This window comes from Acinetobacter sp. FDAARGOS_515 (genome assembly GCF_003938865.1).
GTDB classification, from domain to species: Bacteria; Pseudomonadota; Gammaproteobacteria; order Pseudomonadales; family Moraxellaceae; genus Acinetobacter; species Acinetobacter ursingii.
Map to the genome: position 1 here is coordinate 805,390 of NZ_RKIX01000003.1, position 19,194 is coordinate 824,583.

The following is a 19,194-nucleotide window of genomic DNA, read 5'->3' on the forward strand; positions in this document are numbered from 1 at the left end:
TTGGAACTGCCGAGCACCGATACGATGATCATTCCGTATCAAGACTTTACAAGATAAGTCTTCAAGCTCCGTGACAGTGAAAGTCATCATCCAATGCACCGCTCACTCGCCAGTGAAAAGTCAGGACTCGCCGTTAATCGAAACGGGATGAATACGCGACTGCTGACATCATCACCAGCATCATTCACCGAAGCTACACGTGAGATCAGGGAATTTAGCAGCCAGAGCAAAAAACTTTTGTGATCTGGGTTAAATAAGATGCATGATGACTGCCGACAGTTGTCCGCTTTATCGATGTTCGCATTTTGTCTGAGTGAGTCACTATTAGGTGTCACACCCATGAAACGTATGTTGATTAATGCAACCCATGCTGAAGAAGTACGCGTTGCACTTATCACTGGTAATCGTCTTTACGATTTTGACTTAGAAAATCGTACCCGCGAACAAAAAAAATCTAACATCTACAAAGGTCATGTGACTCGCGTAGAGCCTTCTCTAGAAGCCGTATTTGTTGAATATGGTGCGCAGCGTCAAGGCTTTTTGTCCATGCGCGAAATCGCCAATACTTACTTTAAGGCTGACCCACGTCAAACTTCAAATATCCGCGAACTGATTACCGAAGGTACTGAGCTTTTGGTACAAGTGGAAAAAGAAGAACGCGGCAATAAAGGTGCTGCGCTTTCCACCTTTATTTCGCTTGCAGGTCGTTATCTGGTCCTCATGCCAAACAATCCGAAAGGTGGCGGTATTAGCCGTCAAATTTCGGGTTCAGTTCGTGAAGAATTGAAAGAAATGTTGGCATCACTCAATATTCCTCGCGGAATGAGCGTGATTGTACGTACTGCGGGGATTGGTCGTTCACAAGAAGAATTACAGCTTGACCTGCAACATTTGCTCGACTTATGGAATCAAATCCAAAACACAGCAAACTCGGGTCCATCTCCGATGTTGGTACATCAAGAAGCAGGTGTAGTCACTCGTGCAATCCGCGATTACTTGCGTGATGATGTCTCTGAAATCCTGATTGATAGCGAACAGGCCTATAACGAAGCTTATAACTTTGTAAAAGCAGTGATGCCGCGTCAATTAGACAAGCTAAAAACCTATACATTAAATGAGCCTTTGTTTGCTCACTTTGGTATTGAAAGTCAAATTCAAACCGCTTATGAACGTGAAGTGAAGCTTCCATCTGGTGGTTCAATTGTGATTGACCAGACTGAAGCATTGGTTTCAATTGATATTAACTCGGCTAAATCAACGCGTGGTCATGATGTTGAAGAAACTGCACTGAATACCAACCTTGAAGCAGCTGAAGAAATTGCACGTCAATTGCGTTTGCGTGATATTGGTGGTTTGGTAGTGATCGATTTCATCGACATGACCAAAGACCGCAACCAGCGTATGGTCGAAGCCAAATTGCGTGAAGCAACCCAAAGTGATCGTGCACGTATCCAGTTTGGTCAGCTTTCACGTTTTGGCTTGATGGAAATGAGCCGCCAGCGTTTACGTCCATCTTTAGAAGAAGCCACAGGTTATGTCTGCCCGCGTTGTCATGGTACAGGTATGGTGCGTGATCTACGTTCTTTATCACTTTCGATTATGCGTAAAGTGGAAGAAATTGCACTACGTGAACGCCATGGTGAAGTACAGGTTGAAGTTCCTGTTGAAATTGCAGCATTTTTGCTGAATGAAAAACGTCATAGTCTGGTGTATTTAGAACAAACTTCAGGTGTTCGTGTCACCGTGTTGCCACACCCTCACTTGGAAACACCTCACTACGAAATTCAGTATAATCCTGAAGGTTTTGCACCTTCTAGCTATGAGCGTACTGAAGCGACACGTTCAAGTGAAAAGGAACTTGGCTACGAGTCATCTGAATGGCATTTAGAAGAAGCAGATCATAGTCATGCTGCTGTACCTGTTCAGTCTGAGCAAAATAAACGTAAAGCTACGGCTCAAACACCTGCGCCAGCAGCACAAACCGCGGTTGCTCCTAAAGCCGCAAGCCCATGCGCATGGTTAGAGAATCTATTTGTACAAAAACAGGCTCAAACCGTTGATCAGTCACGCTCTGCCCAAAATGCAGCATCAGCGATTGAGCAAATGGTGAATGGTGGTGCAGTCAGTCGTGGTCAATTTGGTCAGGTCAACGTTGCTAGTGTGACCGAAACTGTCACTGTTGCAGCATCTGGCAACAATGCGTATATGTCTCAAACGCCTGTAGCTAAACAGGAAGCACGTGACAATACCACTGAACGTGACGAGAAAAATAATCGTCCAAATAACAACAAAAAGCGTAAACACAAAGATCAGCGCGAACGTACCGAGCGTGAACAACCACAACAACGTGAGCCAAATCAAGAGCAACAACCTGCTCAAGTTCATGAAGAAGTGGTCCAACTGTCACGCCATGAGCAACGTGAACTCAAACGTCAGCAAAAGCGTCAGCAGCCACAAGAACAAAACCACACGCAAAATCAGGCGCAAACTGAAGTACATGCTGAAGAAGCCGTACCACGTCGTGACCGTAACAATCAGCAACGTCCAAATCGCCCACATCGCAATCGTGACCAAAGTGTATTAGACAATGCCCATCAAACGACCAATAAGCCTGTAGCCAATGATGCAAAACAGGTCACAGTCGATGTGGTTGATGCGCCACGTAATGAAATGATGTCGACAGCACTGGTGATTAATGTCGATCAAGCGCAAAGTGAAATTGTGGCATTAAATCCACAAGTTGAACCACAGGAATCACCAAAACAGGCTGAAAATCCTGTTGCAAATCCAGTTGAAGAAGCCGTTGTAACTGAAGCTCAACCTTCTGAAGCAGCGACTAAATCCACTGAAGTTGCGACCGAGCAAACTCGCTCACAAGTGAAACGTGCTAGCAATGATCCGCGTATGCGTCGTCGTCAGCAACGTGAAGCACAGCAATCTAAAGTAGCAGCACCAAAAGTACAGCCATCACAAATTCCTGAGCTGGCCAACTATACGTTGGGTAGTCTCATTCGCCATATCTATGGTGAAGACTGTACCGTACTGATCGAACAGTTTGGACTTGTGCCAACGTTTAATCGGGCTTTGATCAAGTTTACTGAGCAATATGCCAGTTCACAGGTCGCAGAAGCAAAAACGGTTGAGGAAGACAAAAAACCTGTAACACGTGATGCACAACTTCCAAGCAAGAAAGCGCTTGAAGAAAGTGAAGCAGCAGAGGTGTTACCATTAACGCCACCAGAAACGCCTGCAACGCGTGTAGCCAATGACCCTCGTGAACGTCGTCGTTTAGCGAAACTTGCGGCAGAACAAGCGCATGAGCAAGCCAAACAAGCTCAAGCTGTGCCAAAAGCTGAAACGGGGAATGAACAAGGTGCAGAAATCGAAGCCGTTGCCTCTGAAACCGTAGCGAGTGCAACTAAAGCTCCTGAAACTGTCGTATTGCCTGAGCAATCGCTTGAAACAGCAACTCCTGTTTCTAAGCAAAAAGCGACAGCACCGACAGAAACCGCACAGCCTGAAGTAAAAGCTGAATTAGAAAAAGTTTCGACCGCAGCTCAAACTGAACCTGTGCAAGCTGAATTAAATGAAGTAACTGCTTCAGAGCAAGCATCAGAAGTGAAAGCCAATGATGAAACAACTGAAAAATCAGCCACTCAAGAGACTGCTGCTGATGCGGATAAACCAAGTCGTCCGCGTCGTCCACGTGGTCGTCCGCCGAAAAAGGCCAGCACAACTACGGAATAATTTGCACAATTGCATGTAAGTTATGAAAGCCTAGTCATTTCGGTGACTAGGTTTTTTTTGATACTTTATGTCAGATTAGGTTGATTGCACTAGTGCAAAACCTTTAAAACAACTTCTGCGTCATTTTAATGTCTACGTCGTCGTAGCCCGTAGTCATAAAACTGTATTGGATAGATCGAAAAATAATAGGATGTATATGAGCCAGACTGCACAACCCGATATCATTACGCTTGCTAATGTTGCTTCACGCCTCCCTGCTTTTTTGCCCAAAGTGCCGCACATTCTTGCAGGTCTTAAGCAAGCCTATTTGCGTACATCATCTACACCAGCAGGTTTGGGTATTGCCTTTGAAAAAGCAGTCAAACGTAATCCTCAAGGTGATGCTTTATTATTTGAAGATGAGCGCTACAGCTATCAAGATTTAAATGAATGGGCCAACCAGATTGCACACTATTATCTTTCGATAGGTGCGCGTAAGGGTGATGTTATTGCGGTGATGCTGGAAAATCGTTCCGAGCTGATCGCAACAGTTATTGGTCTGGCTAAAATTGGTGTCACCAGTGCATTGGTCAATACCTCTCAAACAGGTAAGGTACTCACGCATAGTATCAATCTGGTCAATCCAATTGCGCTGATTTTTGGCGAGGAAGTTCAATCCTGTATTGATGACATTCGTGCCGATATCAAACTTGCTGAAGATCGCTTTCATTGGTTTGCAGATCAGGCCACACGTCAAAACGTGGGTTCTGCTCCATCTGGTTATGTCAATCTGGCAGAAAAAATTGATCATTTTGCCAAATTCAATCCAGCGACCACCCATACTGTTCAAGGTAAAGATGGATTGTTTTATATCTATACCTCAGGCACTACAGGATTACCTAAAGCGGTGATTTTCACCCATAGTCGCTGGACACTGGCGTATGGAACTTATGGGCATATCCTTGATTTAAAAACTGATGATGTCATGTATGTTACCCTACCGCTTTATCATGCAACGGGTATTGTAGTGTGTTGGTGTGGCGTGATTGCGGGGAGTGCTACGCTTGCTATTCGTCGTAAATATTCGACCAGTGCCTTCTGGAAAGATGTACAAAAATTTAATGCCTCTGCGATTGGCTATGTGGGCGAGCTGTGCCGCTATCTTATGGATGCACCACCCTCAGAAATTGACCGTGCCCATCGTGTGACGAAAATGATTGGTAATGGCATGCGTCCCAATATCTGGGACAAATTCAAACAACGTTTTGGGGTAAAAGAAGTCCTAGAGCTCTATGCGTCGAGTGAAGGCAATGTCGGCTTTAGCAATATTTTCAACTTTGACAATACTGTTGGCTTCTCTCCGACTCCTTATGCAATTGTGCAATATGACAAAGAAAAAGGGGAAGCCATTCGCGATCAAAAAGGTCACTGTATCAAAGTTGAAACAGGCGATGTTGGACTGCTCATTGGTAAAATTACTCGTCGCTCCCCCTTCGATGGTTACACCGATCCTGAGAAAAACAAGTCTGTGATCTTAAAAGATGTGTTTAAAAAAGGTGACTCTTACTTTAATACTGGGGATTTGGTCCGTGACATTGGCTTTCGCCATGCACAGTTTGTCGATCGTCTGGGTGATACTTTCCGCTGGAAAGGTGAAAACGTATCGACCACTGAAGTTGAAAATATGATTTGCGACTATGACAAAATCGCAGAAGCAGTCGTCTATGGTGTTGAAATTCCAAATACCAATGGTCGAGCAGGTATGGCGGCCATCACACTGAGCGATGGCGCAGAATTAAATGAGCAGGATTTGACCGAAATGGTCAATCAGTTCAAAAAGAATTTGCCTGCCTATGCTATCCCTGTATTTTTACGTGTTCAAGCAGTGGTAGAAACCACTGGAACCTTTAAATATCAGAAAAATAAACTCAAGGAACAGGCATTTGATCCGAGTCTAACCGATGAGCGTTTACTGGTACTCTTACCAAATGCAGAGGCCTATTGTGATGTAACTGCTGAGATTTTTGAGAACATTCAGGCGTATAAATACCGTTTCTAGCATATTTTTTGACTAAACAAGAGAAAATCGTGCTTTTTATAAACAGTTATTCGATTGTTTTTCAATTTTCTCTTGTGTTAGTTGAAGATCTTGCTAAAATACGCTCCATCAAAACGATACAGTGTTAGAAAGTTTACTTTCCTCTGAATCCAGTCGAGTTTGAACAATTTTTGAAATTAATTTTTCTTTTTGCGTTCGGGTAAATCCTTAAAGCAATATTTTAAGTTTACTTATCCTCACTCAGGGTCGTTAGCTCAGTTGGTAGAGCAGCGGACTTTTAATCCGTTGGTCCCGCGTTCGAGTCGCGGACGACCCACCATTGATTGTTTTGATACTCCTAGCATGGCTTAAATGCTTGCTCAGGGTCGTTAGCTCAGTTGGTAGAGCAGCGGACTTTTAATCCGTTGGTCCCGCGTTCGAGTCGCGGACGACCCACCAGATTCTAAAAAGCCTCAACACATCATGTTGAGGCTTTTTTTATGGATACTTTATTTTCTCAGCATGAATATTTCATGACATTCAATACGATTTAAAATCTAAATATTCGATTAATTTTATAAAAAATAACTGTTTTTACGATTTACATAAATGCGTTATCTTGGTTCTCACATTAAGAGCTTTCTCATACCATTAAGAGGATCAAGACAATGAGTTTAATCAATACTGAAATCAAACCCTTTCAAGCTACTGCTTACCAAAATGGTCAATTTATTGATATTTCTGACGCTGATCTAAAAGGAAAATGGTCTGTAGTATTTTTCTACCCTGCTGACTTTACCTTTGTGTGCCCCACTGAACTTGAAGACCTTGCCGATCAATATGCAGAATTTCAGAAGCTAGGTGTCGAGATCTACTCTGTTTCTACAGATACTCACTTCACGCATAAAGCATGGCATGATACATCAGATGCAATTGGTAAAATTCAGTACGCCATGATTGGCGATCCGACTTGGACCATTTCTAAAAACTTTGAAGTTTTAATCGAAGCTGAAGGTCTGGCTGATCGAGGAACCTTTGTAATTGATCCAGAAGGTAAAATCCAAATCGTAGAGATCAATGCAGGGGGTATTGGTCGTGATGCTCAGGAATTACTACGCAAAGTCAAAGCAGCCGTTTATGTCTATAATCACCCGGGTGAAGTCTGCCCTGCCAAATGGAAAGAAGGTGATGCAACGCTTGCGCCATCCATTGATCTGGTGGGTAAAATCTAAACCTGAGTCGTCATATCGCTGAATAGAGCTTAATCATTTTGTAGACCACGTCCTAACATGGAGGTGGTCTTGTTTTAAGACTCTAAGCAACACTGCTGCTTCAACACAGGAATCAGCCAACTCATAAACACATCCAGACGACGAGGTATATACTGACGATTAGGATACAGCACATTTAAAGGTAAGGCAGGACAAGTGTAATCACTTAAAATTTCTATCAATCTGCCCTGTTCCAGATCCTGACGCACATCATAATAAGGAATTTGAATAATTCCGAGTCCAGAACGTGCTGCCTGAATATAAGCCTCAGTATTATTGACACTTAATTGAGCCATTAATTTGACCCGCTCTTGCCCGTAAAAAAAGACACCCTGTTGCTCGCCTACGCCACTCGGGTAATTAATCATAATATGATTTTGTAAATCCTCTAATGTTTGCGGAACACCACAGCGCTGTAAATAAATTGGACTGGCACAATTCACCATTGCTAACAACCCGACAGACTTGGCAATCAGACTGCTATTTTCAAGTGCTCCGACACGCACCACACAATCAACTTCTTGTTCGACCAGATTGGTTAAATGATCTGAACTATGCAGTTGAATTTTGATATCAGGATATTGCTGAAAAAAATCAGGCAATGCAGGCACCACAATTTGATGTGAAATACGGCTCGGCATATCCACTTTTAAAATCCCCTGATAATCCTGATGATGGGTCTGAATCATCTGTCCAAGCAGTTGGTAATCCATGAGAAGATTTTGACAATCGGGCAAAATTCGTTTTCCATCCTGAGTCAGACTCACCCGTCGTGTGGTTCGTTGAAATAATCGGACTTTGTAAAATGACTCCAGACTTTGAATGGCTGAAGTCACCGTAGATCGGGGTAAGTCCAACCGTAATGCTGCCTCACTAAAACTTTCCCTTTTGGCAACTTCTACAAAGATTTCAAATTGCTGTAAACGATCCATCTGATTGTTCGTGATTTCTGAATAGTGAAACTAAATTAGCATGATTGATGATTACATGATTCATATCTAGACTAATAAATATCCAAAAATAGTTCCATTAAAGGAAAGAACATCATGGCGGCACAAACGTTAAAAGATAAAGTGGTTTTAATTACAGGCGGTGCGAAAAATTTAGGCGGATTAATCTCGCGTAAATTTGCGGAACAAGGGGCCAAACTGGCCATTCATTACAACAGTGAATCGAGCAAAGCTGATGCAGAAAAAACCTTGGCTGAGGTGAAAGCTTTAGGTATCGATGCAATTCTGCTACAAGCAGATCTCAGTTCAATTGATCGGATTGAGGAACTTTTTGTCAAAACTAAACAACATTTTGGTGGAATAGATATTGCCATTAATACGGTAGGCCGAGTTCTTAAAAAACCGATTGTGGATACCACCGAAGCTGAATTCGATTCGATGAGCGACATCAACTCCAAAATTGCCTATTTCTTTATTCAATCGGCAGGTCGTCATCTCAATGATGGTGGCAAAATTTGTACCATTGTGACCTCATTACTCGCAGCTTATACAGGGCTTTATTCGACGTATGAGGGCTTAAAAGCACCAGTTGAACATTATACTCGCGCTGCATCTAAAGAGTTTGGTGAACGCGGTATTTCAGTGACTGCGGTGGCACCAGGTCCCATGGATACGCCATTTTTCTATGGTCAGGAAGCACCAGAAGCCGTGGCTTATCATAAATCAGCTTCTGCGCTTGGCGGGCTTACCAAAATTGAAGATATCGAACCTTTAGTGCGTTTTCTGGTGACAGACGGCTGGTGGATTACAGGTCAAACGATTTTTGCCAACGGTGGTTATACCACACGTTAATCAAACTATCTTTTATAGGCTGAGGGCCCTCTTTCCTCAGCTTTTTTTTATGGTTGTAGAGCGATGCGATTCTGTTGATTATGCACAACATTAAAATGATAAGTAGTTTGCAACATATTCAATGTTCTGGATAAGTCCTGAGTAGAATACGCACCAGAAACCAGAATTTTTTCCAGACTAGGGTCAATATCAATTTGTTGTTGATGATAGCGGGATAACTCAGTGATAAATTGTTTTAACGACATACTATGTACCACCAAAAGCTGCTGTCGCCAGAGTAGTGGCATATCACTATAATTTTCGTGATAGATCTGTTGTGCATCAAATCTCACGGTATGCTGTGCAGCAATATCCTGATAATCGGTAGCATAACGTGGTTGGGTACGCACAATCCCCTGTTTGACGATCAGGTCAGTCTGGGTTGATAAATGGCGCACATTAAACACCGTTCCCAGTGCCAATAAATCTCCATCTGCGGTATGTACCGTAAATGGGCGCTGCTGAATATCCTGATGTGTTTCAATATAAATTTCACCACGAGCAAGCTCAATACGGCGTTGCTTGGTATTGTATTTGATCCGAATCTTACTATCACTATTTAACCAAAGTTGGCTGCCATCGGCCAAAGTTAGTTGTTGTTGCTCCCCGATATGTGTTTTATAAATATCAACGGGGTCAAAACTCAACATTTCAGGTAAATAATCTTGCTGACGAATTCCCTGCACAGCATAAAGCGCAATGCATAGCGCAAACAAAATGAGGCTAAATTTAGTCGCAAATTGCGGTTTTGGCTTGAGTTGCTGCATGGTTTGAGCCATGACCGTCTTGGGAACTCGACCCAATTTTTCATCAAACATGATGACATTTGCCCAGACCTCTTGATGCAATACATCAGCAGCTAGCCATTGATCAAAACAGGTTTTTTGCTTTGCATCCAAAGCCTGTTCCTGCATCTGCATATACCATTCAGCAGCTTCACGATAGGCACGCTGTCTAGCACGATCTATTTTAGTCTTTAAAGGGATATTCATATAACAGCCAAAATATTAAAACTGGCATCATTCCATCGCCATAAAGCAAGCTGCCATGGCATGGGTTAAATCACGCTTAATCGTTGAAATTGAGATATCAAGTTGTTGTGCAATTTGGGCATAATTTAAACCCTGTAATTGTGACAGCATAAACACCTGCTTCAGCCGTTCTGGTAGTGCGTCGATAATGTCACATAACTCACATAAGGTTTCGATCCATAACATCTGCTCTTCTAGAGAAATGCTATGTTCAGGATAAGCGTCGGCTAAAGCACTCAAATAGGCTTGTTCAATTTTTTTGCGTCGATACAAATTAAACATCAAGCTTTTGGCGATAGTCGTCAGTAACGCCCGAGGCTCATAATAATAATAGTCAGCGTAACGGCTCATAATTTTGACAAAAGTATCCTGAGTCAAATCGGCTGCATCACAGTGATTACTCATTTTTTTACACAGCCAAGCATATAACCATGATTGATGTTCGCGATATAAACCATCAATGTGTTGATTGACTTGTTGTTTTGTCAAAATCTGATCGGAAAGCATCTTGCTAAACCAAAGAGAAAATAATAATAATTATCGATACTATGTGACGTTTTGTAAATAACTTAATCTTTATAATTTTTAAAACTATAAATTTCATACAGTTAATCAACATAAAAAAATAAACAACCAATCTATGAGCTGTTTTTGATTCTCAGGTGATAAGGCTATAAGCAGAACATCTTTTGATCACAGACAATTTTTATGGGGAATCTTCATGCCAGCAGCATCTACTACACTTTTTCGATTTAAAAGTCCTCTAACCATCGCCATCCATTCGATCATGTTAGGCACCTTGCTCAGTAGTTTTTCAACAATCTCTTTAGCCGCAGAAACAACCCCTGTTTTATCTAAGACTCAGTCTGTTCAAATTCGTGCAGGAAATCTAGATCAAGCTCTGGCACTATTTGCAGGCCAAACCAATTCAGAACTTTCTTATGATCCAATATTGGTCGCAGGTAAAAAGACACAAGGTTTAACTGGTCAATATACATTTGAACAAGGGATTACCCAGTTATTGAAAGGAACTGGCTTAACTTTAGTGAAGCGTCAGGATGGTACGTGGGGCATCATTAATTCAAAAACTCAACCGCGTGAAGTGGGTCAGTTACAGTCAATTCATTCAACTGCAACACAGCAAGGTCAGAGATCTAATTCTGCACAGCTTCCACTGATAACAGTGACGGCAGACAATCCAACTTATACCTCGCGTAAATCTACCAGTGCAACCAAGCTCAATCTATCCCAGAAAGAAACGCCTCAATCTATTTCAGTCATTACCAGTCAGCAGATAGAAGACCAACATCTGACTTCGCTTGAAGATGTCATGGACCAAACGCCAGGTATTTCAGCCTTCAAACAAGGACAACGCGCCGCAGGCTATCGTACCTTTAGTGCTCGTGGTTTTTCCATTTCAAACTATTTACGCGATGGTATTCCCACGTCTTATGGGGCAACTTATGGCAAGGATATTGCCGCATTAGAAAATTCGGCAATCTATGAAAAAATTGAAGTCATTCGTGGTTCAACAGGATTAACCACAGGCTCAGGAAATCCAGCCGCCAGTATTAACTTAGTCCGAAAAAGACCAACTGATGATCTAAAAGGCTCTGTTCAAGTTTCAGCGGGTTTGTGGAGCAATTATAGCAGCACAGTAGACGTATCAGGCCCACTGGATCAATCAGGTGATCTTAAAGGAAGAATGGTCATATCCGCTCAGGAGGGGGACAACTGGCAAGATCGCTATAATTTTTCAGACAAACTTATATACGGTGCATTGGATTATGATGTCAGCGATAAAACGGTACTGACCAGTGCGTTAACTTATGAAAAAACACGTGCCAATGACGCAACAGCACAAGGATTCCCTTTTTATACCAGAACCCAAACGGGTGTAATTAATTCAGTACAGACCATCTTTGACCGAAAGGATAATCCTGCAACAGATTTCGCCTATTCAGATACGGAACGTCTAAATATACTGGCAGGTGTCGAACACCAGTTTAATGACAACTGGAAAGGCGTTGCGAATTATAGCTACTCTGACTCGGAAATGGATCGTGTGGTGGGTGTTGCAGGTTCGACTTTCTTTGATCCAGACAAGGATCGGATGTCTATTGTCTATGGTCGTATTTATACTGCCCCTAAAGTCCATTCTTTAGACTTGTATACAACAGGGAAATTTACAGCATTCGACCATGAACATACGCTTTCATTTGGAGTAAATGGCTATACCCTCACCGATAAAAACTTATTTAAACTGGCTCGTAATGGCGTTGCATCCATTTCAAACTGGAATGGACAACCGATTAGTTACGGAGATATTCCATCCAAAGACTTGGCAACTGATGTTGACTCGAAACAACTGGGTATTTTTGGCGCGGCAAATCTGCAACTGCTTGACCCACTAAAATTAGTTTTAGGTAGCCGTTTGAGTTATTGGGAGCGTGACAATGGTCCAGAGAACAAACAAAAAGAAAATGGCGTGTTCACCCCTTATGCAGGTTTAATTTACGACATTAATCATTATTTATCTGCGTATGCCAGTTATACTTCGATTTTTAACCCATCATCACGTAAAGATATTGACAATAATTACCTCGATCCAGAACAAGGAAATACCTCTGAATTCGGTTTAAAATCTGAATTTTATGATGGTCTACTGAATACCAGTCTGGCTTATTTTATCTCAAAAATGGATACCTCGGTGGTTGGTGGTACTCAAGCAGATGGCTCGACTTATTATGTTCAAGCCAACGACACGAAAACCAAAGGCTGGGAATTAACCGTTGCAGGTGAAATCTTACCAAACTGGAATATTCAGGCAGGCTATACCTATACGGATGCCAAAGACAATAATGGTATTCGCTTAAATGCAGCAGAAATTCCTAAACAATTATTCAAATTATTTACCAGTTATAAAATCAATCAATTGACGCTTGGTGCTGGTGTGAATTGGCAAAGTGAAATATACAGTCAAGTGGCAAATCTAAAGCCTTTGCAGCTACAGAAAGATCGACAAAAATCCTATGCATTGGTGAATGCGATGGCAAAATATCAAATTAATAAAGATATGGACGTTCGTATCAATTTGACCAATCTATTCGATAAAGAATATAAACAAAGCGTTTATAACGTCTATGGTGATCCAAGAAACTTTACCGCAACATTCACCTATAAATTCTAAATAATCAAAATGAGAGTGTCCCAAAATCAGAATGAATGACACTGATTTAGGGGCGCTCTTTATTTTCAGGATCTGTTTTTTTTATTGCAAGATTACAAAAACGCATCAAGTACCGAATTTAAAAACAAATGTCCCTGTTCTGTACAGGCAATACGTTCAGAATCAGCGACAAGTAATTTTTTCTGACGCAAACCATTTAGGGCAGGTTCTATTTCAGACAGAGATAAACCGGTACGCTGTTCATAAAAATAGGTTGGCACCCCCTCATTTAGACGTAAGGCGTTCATCATAAATTCAAATGGCAATTCATCTGCCTCTATCCGTTTCCACTGACCATGTTCAGCAGGTACTTTAGCGAGATAATCTTTCGGTAAGCGTGTTTTCTGAAAACGATAAATGCCGTCTGATTGAGTCACTTTACCGTGCGCTCCTGCTCCGATCGCCAGATAATCGCCAAAATGCCAATAATTTAAATTATGGGCAGAGGGGCGCTCTTTACGCCATGCCGAAACTTCATAATTGATAAAGCCCTGCGCTTTTAAATATTGCTCACCTTGTAATTGAATCTGTTCAAGGGTTTCATCCTGTGGCAAGACAGGTTGTGTTCTGAAAAACACCGTATTGGGTTCAATCGTGAGTTGATACCAACTGATATGCGTTGCGCCATTTTCAACCGCGAGTTTTAAATCAAGTAATGCCTGCTCTAAAGTTTGTTCAGGTAAGCCATGCATTAAATCGACATTAATACGTTCAAAACCTGCCTGTTTTGCGAGTTTAATCGCCTCAATTGCATTGGCTGAACTATGAATACGTCCTAATCGCTGTAAATGCTCCTGATTGAAACTTTGTATCCCAATTGACAAGCGATTAATCCCAGATTTTAAATAATCAGCAAAAGGATCATGTTCCACTGTGCCTGGATTAGCTTCCAAGGTAATTTCACAGCCCTGTTCAAACTCAAGCAAAGATCGTAATTGTGTAAATAACCATTGATAACCTTGTGCCGAAATCAGCGAAGGCGTTCCCCCGCCGATGAACACACTGTGAATTTTACGTCCCTGAGCAAAATCAAGCTGTGTCTGAAAATCAGCCACTAATGCCTTTAAGTATTGTTGTTCCAAATCCAATGACAATACACCGTTGGGTACCGCATGCGAATTGAAGTCACAATAAGGACATTTACGCACACACCACGGCATATGAATATATAAAGAAAGTGGAATTTGGGTAGGATCAAGTAAACCAGTCAAGAACAACGCTCAGGCAATACAACTGCATTAGTGTAACATGACTACCGCAATTCGTTGTGCCGAAGCGCGTTGAATTGCTTTAGACTGAAGTGAAATGAAGAATAATGACATGGAAAAACAATGCTCAAAATCAGTTCACAGTTGCTATTCTTTTTACCTCTAGCGCTTGGGATTGGCGTTGCGATGGCGATTCAAACGGCATTAAATACGCAGTTACGTAGTTATCTCCACTCCCCTTTACAAGCTGCTTTTTTATCTTTTTTAGTCGGTACAATTTTATTGGCGCTGATGGTTTTATTACAAAATCAGCCTAAACCTTCATTGCAACAATTCAGCCAAATCCCGTGGTTTTTGTGGCTTGGTGGTTTTTTAGGGGTTTATGCGATTAGCCTGAGCATTTATACTGCTCCCAAATTGGGTTTTCTCACATTATCTGGATTGATTATTTTTGGCCAACTGGCAATGTCATTATTGTTAGATCATTTTGGCTGGCTCGGGACAGAGAAAATGCCTGTCAATTGGCAACGCCTACTTGGGGCGATCATCATTTTCGTTGGGGTCATGTTGACCTTACAGCGATAATTTTCTTTTATAGATGAGTATTTTTTGTGTCAAATGTCGCGGGATTCCGCTTTGAACTAAAACAACTGTTTCACTTAATGTGGCCGATTCTGATCACACAATTTGCACAAGCAGGATTAGGTCTGATCGATACCATTATGGCAGGACATTTATCTGCCAATGATTTGGCTGCGATTGCGGTCGGTGTCGGTTTGTGGATGCCAGTCATGTTGCTGTTTAGTGCGATCATGATTGCCACTACCCCACTGGTTGCTGAAGCCAAAGGGGCAAGAACGCCAGAAAATATTCCAATCATTGTCAGGCAGTCTTTGTGGGTCGCGTTTATTCTGGGCATCATTGCGATGCTAATTTTACAGATCATGCCATTTTTGTTGCCATTGCTCGGTGTACCAGAAAGCTTGCAAGCGAAAGCAGGATTATTTTTACACGCGATTGGTTTTGGTATGCCTGCGGTAACGATGTATGCCGCATTACGTGGTTATTCCGAAGCCTTAGGTTATCCTCGCCCTGTGACAGTGATTAGTCTATTGGCGCTCGTGGTGTTGGTTCCGCTCAATTATCTGTTTATGTATGGCATTGGCCCTATTCCACACTTGGGTAGTGCGGGCTGTGGTTTTGCAACAGCAACCCTACAGTGGCTCATGTTGATCACCTTAGCCAATTATATTTATCGCGCCAAAGCTTATCGGTCAACCCAAGTATTTTCACATTGGGAAAAAATCAATCCTGTTTTAGTGAAACGAATTTTAAAACTCGGCCTTCCTATTGGATTGGCTGTATTTTTTGAAGTCAGTATTTTTAGTACAGGGGCGATTGTTTTAAGTCCACTCGGCGATACGCTGGTTGCTGCACATCAAATCGCGATGTCAGTCACCTCTCAGTTGTTTATGATCCCAATGTCACTCGCAATTGCACTGACCATTCGGGTGGGGATGTATTATGGGGAAAAAAACTGGGTGGCCATGCGTCATGTACAAAAACTGGGTTTAGCAACTGCGACTTTTTTTGCAATTTGTACCATGAGTTTAATTTGGTTTGCACGTCCACAAATTGTGGCCATTTATACTCAGGATCCTGCGGTATTTAACGTGGCTTTATATTTGTTATTGTTTGCAATGGCGTATCAATTGATGGATGCATGGCAAGTGGGTGCGGCAGGCTGTCTGCGTGGTATGCAAGATACCAAAGGCCCGATGTGGATTACACTGATTGCTTATTGGGTCATTGCATTTCCAGTCGGGATTTATCTGGCACGGGTTGCAAAGATGGGGCCTGCTGGAGTTTGGCTCGGACTTATTATTGGTCTCAGCATTGCTTGCGTTCTACTTTTGGCGCGGTTGTATAGCAATAATCGTAAACTTGCGGCACAACCATAGACTTGTTTCATGTTCCTTTTCTTTTCCCTATACGAGAAAAATAAATAATGATTTGAACAAACATGAAAGAAATCTGATCATTCAATATGTTTGATTTAAAAGAAAATGCCAATCAGTTTTGATTGGCATTTTTATTGCCTATTTTTTTATCAGGCTGGCTTGGCTTTTGGACTGGCACCAATTTGCCAAACAAAAGGCAGTTCGGTTTGATTCACGATCCAGTCACCAATGACTTTTTCTTTATAAATAAGTGGATTATGCGAAGATACTGTTCGTGCATTTCGCCAGAAACGATCAAGTTGCTTGGCTGTACTGCTTGCAGAGGCACTGAGTGCGTTAAACAATTTAGTCGTAAGCTCTAGAACTAAATCAGCAATCACCACTTGCCCTTGTGCAGACTCCAGTTCAGCATCAATGTTGGCCAGACGTTCTTTCTCATCAGATTCGGCAAAATGACTGAGATAAGCCCGTTGTAATGCTTCGGCTGTAGCTTGCGTAATTGCCTCACTAGCATAAGCCTGTGCAGATGCTTTTCCAATCACTTGTAGTACTTGTGGATCGTGTCGTGCCAGATCAGTATTGGCATGACTAAAAATACGTTTACGCTCACGAACTTCCTGACTAAAGGTGTCCACCGCAGCCTGAGCAATCCCCGACAATGTTGCCAGATGCACCACCTGATAAAAAGCGGTTTGATATTTAAACCGCTGATCAAAGGGAATAATATGCGCAGCAGGCAGTTCTACTTGTTCCAAACGGAGTGTTCCACTTCCTGTGGTTTTTTGACCGAATCCATCCCAATCATCATCAACCTGAACCCCTGAAGCATGCCGATCAATGGCGGCTATCACATGCTGCTGACTGACTTCATCGTAGGCAAATAAATCGATCCAGTCTGCAAAAATACTGCCTGTTGAATAATATTTTTCTCCATTGACCAGCAGCTTACCTGTTGCTTCATCTTGCGTAATTCTCGTATTTACATCGCCAATCTGCACAGAACCCACTTCTGTCCATGCATTGCCAAAAATATCACCCGATACAAACCGTTCAAACCAGTCATTTTGTGGCTGCGTGCTATGCGCAACTAAACGATCTTCTACAAAAGCAAAGTGTCCACGTAATGCCTGTACGATATTAGAATCAGCTTGAGCCAATTCAGTCAATAATTGAAAAAGCTGTGGCAATGACACACCAGCCCCGCCATAGGCAACAGGAACACGTAATGCACCGAAACCCGCCTGTTTTAACCATTGAATTTGCTCATAAGGCAATTGGCGACGCTGTTCACGTTCTAAGGCACCTGCTTCAATTTTGTTAAAAATAGGGCGGTACTTCGCAGCGACAGCTTCATAGTCTGCGCCCAAAGAAAGCTGATCTTTAATTTGCTCAAACTGACTCATCTTTTTATCCTCATTCTGTTTTTTGTTATAGACTTCTTTCATAAGTCCTTTTCATTTCTGCCTTTAGGAGAAAAATAAAGAAGAGGTAAATAATGATGAAAGAAGTCCTATGTTCATGTCCTTAACTCCACGCATGGCGCGGGGGCTGAACACCGTTTAGGTAATAATTTCCAACAATGTGATACTTCCAGCGCACAGGATCATGTAGCGTATGAGTACGTGCATTACGCCAATGTCGATCCAGATTGAGCTCAGACAAAGTCGAGCGCGTGCCTGACAATTCAAATAGCTTATTCGCTGCGAGTATTGCCACTTCAGTGGTCAACACTTTTGCTTCTGCAACCAGCAAAGTCGCCTGAGAAACATGCTGTTCTGTTGGCTCATCAATCGCCAGATCAATCTGGTCGGCAGCCAAGTCCAATACCGCTTCTGCTGCACGGAGTTTAATTTTTAAATCGCCAATACTGGCAATGGTATAGGGATCATCGGTCGCACGTTCTAAACCTGAATCAATCCACGGACGACTGTATTTTTTTACGTATTGAATGGTTTCTTCAATCGCACCACGCGCAATCCCAGCGTCTACCGCCGCCTGTATGAACTGGGAAATTGCGCCTGCTGCGGTCGGTCGTTCAAAGGCTTGATAAATCGGAACGACATATTCCTCACGTACAGGAACTTTTTTCAATTCAACACTACCACTGGCAGTGGTACGTTGCCCAAATCCAGACCAGTCATTAATAACATTCACCCCTTCGGTTTCACGTGGGACTAAAGCAGCAAAGGGCTGACCTGATTCATTAATCGCTACAATTGGAATCCAGTGTGCTAACAATGCGCCTGTGGCAAAAAACTTCTGCCCATTGATTTCATATCCTGTTGCGGTTTTATGAATGGTGGTGGTCAAATCTGCGACCGTTTTACTGCCTTTTTCTGAAAAAGCATTACCAAAACGAATACCTTTGAGCACCAGATCAAAGAAAAAAAGTTGCTGCTCCAAACTGGCATCCAGACGTAAATGCTCTAAAAATGCCCAGTGGTTTTGTGGTAATTGTCCCAGTGAAGAATCGACACTAGAAATGGTTTTGACCACTTCAGCCAAGGTACGATATTTAACTTGTGCGCCACCAAAGGCTTTAGGAATGGTAATTCCCCATAATCCGCTTTGCGAATATTGCTGGATTTCATTGATAGGCAAACGGCGTTCTTGATCACGCAGGGAAGCTTCTTTGGCAAATTCGTGAGCCAATTGCTTGGCAATCTGAATTGCTTCGGCATCGTTTTGAATAATATGTGCATTTTGTGGTTGTTCAAACACCTGTAATGGCACAGAATTTGCTCGATGAGCATAAGAAGTATGGGAAGAAACCGCTGTATTTAGTTGGCTCATAGTGGAAAATCTCTTCAGTGTTTTTTAGGCTATGCAAATCAACATAGCACCAAAAAAATGAAGCTGTTATAGTGATTAACGCATTGTTTATGAAAT

Annotated in this window: 13 protein-coding genes and 2 tRNA genes; 9 read left to right on the top strand and 6 right to left on the bottom strand. The window is 42.2% G+C overall.

The features are described 5' to 3' along the window. Positions 1-339 precede the first annotated feature (339 nt). From EGS47_RS05320 to ahpC, 5 genes are all read left to right on the top strand, one after another. The gene (locus EGS47_RS05320; protein ID WP_125269269.1) at positions 340-3,747 is read left to right on the top strand and encodes an Rne/Rng family ribonuclease; all 3,408 of its coding nucleotides are present in this window, start codon (positions 340-342) and stop codon (positions 3,745-3,747) included. A 196-nt stretch (positions 3,748-3,943) separates the two neighbouring features. Continuing rightward, positions 3,944-5,785 (top strand): long-chain-acyl-CoA synthetase, encoded by a 1,842-nt coding sequence (locus tag EGS47_RS05325; protein ID WP_104795088.1) that lies wholly within the window; start codon positions 3,944-3,946, stop codon positions 5,783-5,785. 243 nt (positions 5,786-6,028) lie between these two features. Next, positions 6,029-6,104, top strand: a tRNA-Lys gene (locus tag EGS47_RS05330). Positions 6,105-6,147: 43 nt separating this feature from the next. Next, positions 6,148-6,223 (top strand) — tRNA-Lys (locus EGS47_RS05335). A 209-nt stretch (positions 6,224-6,432) separates the two neighbouring features. Continuing rightward, positions 6,433-6,996, top strand: coding sequence for an alkyl hydroperoxide reductase subunit C (gene ahpC / locus EGS47_RS05340; RefSeq protein WP_004991486.1), 564 nt, complete (start codon positions 6,433-6,435; stop codon positions 6,994-6,996). A gap of 74 nt (positions 6,997-7,070) precedes the next feature. Here ahpC and EGS47_RS05345 read toward each other — a convergent pair whose 3' ends face one another. Beyond that, the gene (locus EGS47_RS05345; RefSeq protein WP_125269270.1) at positions 7,071-7,967 is read right to left on the bottom strand and encodes a LysR family transcriptional regulator; all 897 of its coding nucleotides are present in this window, start codon (positions 7,965-7,967) and stop codon (positions 7,071-7,073) included. A 114-nt stretch (positions 7,968-8,081) separates the two neighbouring features. Between EGS47_RS05345 and EGS47_RS05350 the strand changes: the two genes are divergently transcribed. Continuing rightward, the gene (locus EGS47_RS05350; protein ID WP_125269271.1) at positions 8,082-8,837 is read left to right on the top strand and encodes an SDR family oxidoreductase; all 756 of its coding nucleotides are present in this window, start codon (positions 8,082-8,084) and stop codon (positions 8,835-8,837) included. A gap of 47 nt (positions 8,838-8,884) precedes the next feature. On the opposite strand, the gene EGS47_RS05355 is transcribed toward EGS47_RS05350, so the two are convergent. Both EGS47_RS05355 and EGS47_RS05360 read right to left on the bottom strand, forming a co-directional pair. Further along, positions 8,885-9,868: a FecR family protein gene (locus EGS47_RS05355; RefSeq protein WP_125269272.1), complete on the bottom strand. Its 984-nt coding sequence runs from the start codon at positions 9,866-9,868 to the stop codon at positions 8,885-8,887. Between the two features lie 27 nt (positions 9,869-9,895). After that, positions 9,896-10,414 carry a sigma-70 family RNA polymerase sigma factor gene (locus tag EGS47_RS05360; protein WP_125269273.1) on the bottom strand — a complete coding sequence of 173 codons (519 nt, stop codon included), beginning with the start codon at positions 10,412-10,414 and terminating at the stop codon, positions 9,896-9,898. A 214-nt stretch (positions 10,415-10,628) separates the two neighbouring features. Between EGS47_RS05360 and EGS47_RS05365 the strand changes: the two genes are divergently transcribed. Beyond that, complete coding sequence (locus EGS47_RS05365; protein WP_125269274.1) at positions 10,629-13,097, top strand: TonB-dependent siderophore receptor; 2,469 nt, start codon at positions 10,629-10,631, stop codon at positions 13,095-13,097. Between the two features lie 92 nt (positions 13,098-13,189). On the opposite strand, the gene hemW is transcribed toward EGS47_RS05365, so the two are convergent. Further along, positions 13,190-14,347 (bottom strand): radical SAM family heme chaperone HemW, encoded by a 1,158-nt coding sequence (gene hemW / locus EGS47_RS05370; RefSeq protein ID WP_125269275.1) that lies wholly within the window; start codon positions 14,345-14,347, stop codon positions 13,190-13,192. A 120-nt stretch (positions 14,348-14,467) separates the two neighbouring features. On the opposite strand from hemW, the gene EGS47_RS05375 reads away from it, so the two are divergent. Together EGS47_RS05375 and EGS47_RS05380 are read left to right on the top strand one after the other, a co-directional pair. Continuing rightward, on the top strand, positions 14,468-14,929 hold the full coding sequence (locus EGS47_RS05375) for a DMT family transporter (protein ID WP_004994105.1): 462 nt from the start codon (positions 14,468-14,470) through the stop codon (positions 14,927-14,929). 26 nt (positions 14,930-14,955) lie between these two features. Beyond that, positions 14,956-16,305, top strand: coding sequence for an MATE family efflux transporter (locus EGS47_RS05380; protein WP_125269276.1), 1,350 nt, complete (start codon positions 14,956-14,958; stop codon positions 16,303-16,305). Positions 16,306-16,454: 149 nt separating this feature from the next. Here EGS47_RS05380 and EGS47_RS05385 read toward each other — a convergent pair whose 3' ends face one another. Both EGS47_RS05385 and EGS47_RS05390 read right to left on the bottom strand, forming a co-directional pair. After that, positions 16,455-17,708, bottom strand: a complete 1,254-nt coding sequence (locus tag EGS47_RS05385) for an acyl-CoA dehydrogenase family protein (RefSeq protein ID WP_171455412.1) — start codon at positions 17,706-17,708, stop codon at positions 16,455-16,457. Positions 17,709-17,829: 121 nt separating this feature from the next. Then, entirely contained in the window at positions 17,830-19,098 is a 1,269-nt protein-coding gene (locus tag EGS47_RS05390) for an SfnB family sulfur acquisition oxidoreductase (RefSeq protein ID WP_125269278.1), read from the bottom strand. Positions 19,099-19,194 lie beyond the last annotated feature (96 nt).